Source organism: Rhodococcus sp. YH3-3 (assembly GCF_001653035.1).
Taxonomy (GTDB): Bacteria; Actinomycetota; Actinomycetes; order Mycobacteriales; family Mycobacteriaceae; genus Rhodococcus_F; species Rhodococcus_F qingshengii.
Genome location: NZ_BCWH01000019.1, coordinates 1 through 1,742 on the forward strand (window position 1 = coordinate 1; position 1,742 = coordinate 1,742).

The 1,742-nt window shown below is 66.4% G+C and carries 2 protein-coding genes; both read right to left on the bottom strand.

The genetic code is table 11. The features are described from left to right. Window positions 1-363 (bottom strand): transposase (locus YH3_RS37490; protein WP_371595655.1); only part of this gene is annotated, 363 nt, incomplete at its 3' end. Further along, entirely contained in the window at window positions 323-1,414 is a 1,092-nt protein-coding gene (locus YH3_RS34605) for a hypothetical protein (protein WP_064442819.1), read from the bottom strand. The genes YH3_RS34605 and YH3_RS37490, both read right to left, overlap by 41 nt. Between the last annotated feature and the right edge of the window lie 328 nt (window positions 1,415-1,742).

The window sequence follows — 1,742 nt, forward strand, 5'->3', positions numbered from 1 at the left end:
CCAGACTTTGTCGGTGGCGGTGCCGCGGCGGCCGTGCAGTTGCCGGGTGATCCGTTGACGGACCTGGGTGACCATGAGGTTGGCGAGGGCGACGAGATGCCACTTGTCGACTGCGATCCGCGCGTCCGGCAGGGCGGTGCGGATCCCGGATCGACAGGTACAACAGCGCCCGCCCGCACACCCGCCTCGGCAACGCCCCACCCGCCGAGTACGAGGCAGCGCACTGCGCTGAGCCCACCAAGTCATCGCGACCGGCAATGACACCTGCATAGACGTGGCATCAACGCGTAGATGTTTCAGTTTCTTCTGTGCTGGGGCTGTGTCAGGTGCTGGACCGGGTGTAGGCAGCGGCGCGCACCACATCGTCGTCCTCCAGTCCAGCTCCTAGTGCTCCGCCCACGGTGGCCAGGCTGGCGGTGAGCCAGCTGATCTTCGCGTAGTCCAAAGCGTTCACTGGGTGACCGGCGACACCGGCCAGTACCTGCTCGTCGATGAGCAGCAGCGCGCCGACCCAGGACAGGATGAATAAGACGAGGTAGAACACCACAACCCCGATGGCCACGGTCGCGGTGGTGGCCAAATTGAACAGGATCACCTGCTCACGTTGGGCTCGCCGCCGTGGGCGCTCCCACAAGTCGGCTCCCAGGATCAGGGTGGCACTCACCGCCCCGATCGCCATCACCGCCAGCAGGACCAGGCGCACCGGCCCGTAGGCCATGGCCAGTACCCATAGGTCCGAGGCCACCAATGTCAGCATGCCGGTGGCCACTGCCACGACCAGCGCCCGGGAGAGCCGGGCCACGAAGGCCCAAGGCTGGTTGGCGCGGATCATGCCCAGCAGCAACCGCACGTTGCCGCTCAGCACTCGGGCCGTGAACTGCACGACGTTGTCGTCCGGGCGTTCGTCGAGATCGGTGGACAGCTGGTGGGCTCTTCGAGCAAGATCCCGCTGGGCGTTGAGGTCTTCGGCGTCGTAGCCCAGGAGCTGCCCGACCACGTGCACGGTGGTCTCTTGCACCTTCTGCCGCACGTGCACGGCTCCCAGGGTTGGGACGGAGACCAGTCCTACCCCGTGCACGGGGCTGAGCTGGGCGAGCACCGGACGTCGGCCGGTCTTCAGGGGGATCTCGGTGAGCACCACGGCCAAATCCCAGTTCTCCTCCAGCACGCGGTTTCGGGCCGCCTCCAGCAGGTCCAAGGTCTCGGTGGGTGGATCGACCAGCCGGTCTTCGGCCATCTTCAGTTGCCAGCGCACTCCCGGATACCGCTGCACCAAAATCTTGCGCACCGAGGTGGTGACCTCGGGGCCGAGCACCGCACTCAGGGATGGTGAGACCACCAGGCCGATGAGCAGCTCGGCATCGGAAAGGGGTTCGGCAGGATCGGCGGTGGATCGGCAACGCTTAGCAGTCACCGCTCCATGGTAAGGCAACCACGGGCCGGATTGCCGCTGGCTCGATGGAGCCCCCAAGGTTTCGTGCAGCACCGCGGGCCGGATTCGGTGGTCGCCTCGATCCCGGAGAGAGCGGTGCTGCTCACTGCGAAATCCTCTCCCCGCCGACGCCGCCAGCGCGAAGACATCACAGCCAGCGGGCCCGGGACCTGCCGGTGTCGAGGACGGCTTCTCGATGATGCTGCAGTGACGGATCGGTTGAAGTGCTTCGGCGGTGTGGGAGCAGTGATCAGCGTGGGGCCGGTCGATTCCGTTCGGACAGGTGATGCATCGACTGCCCAGCGGCAGG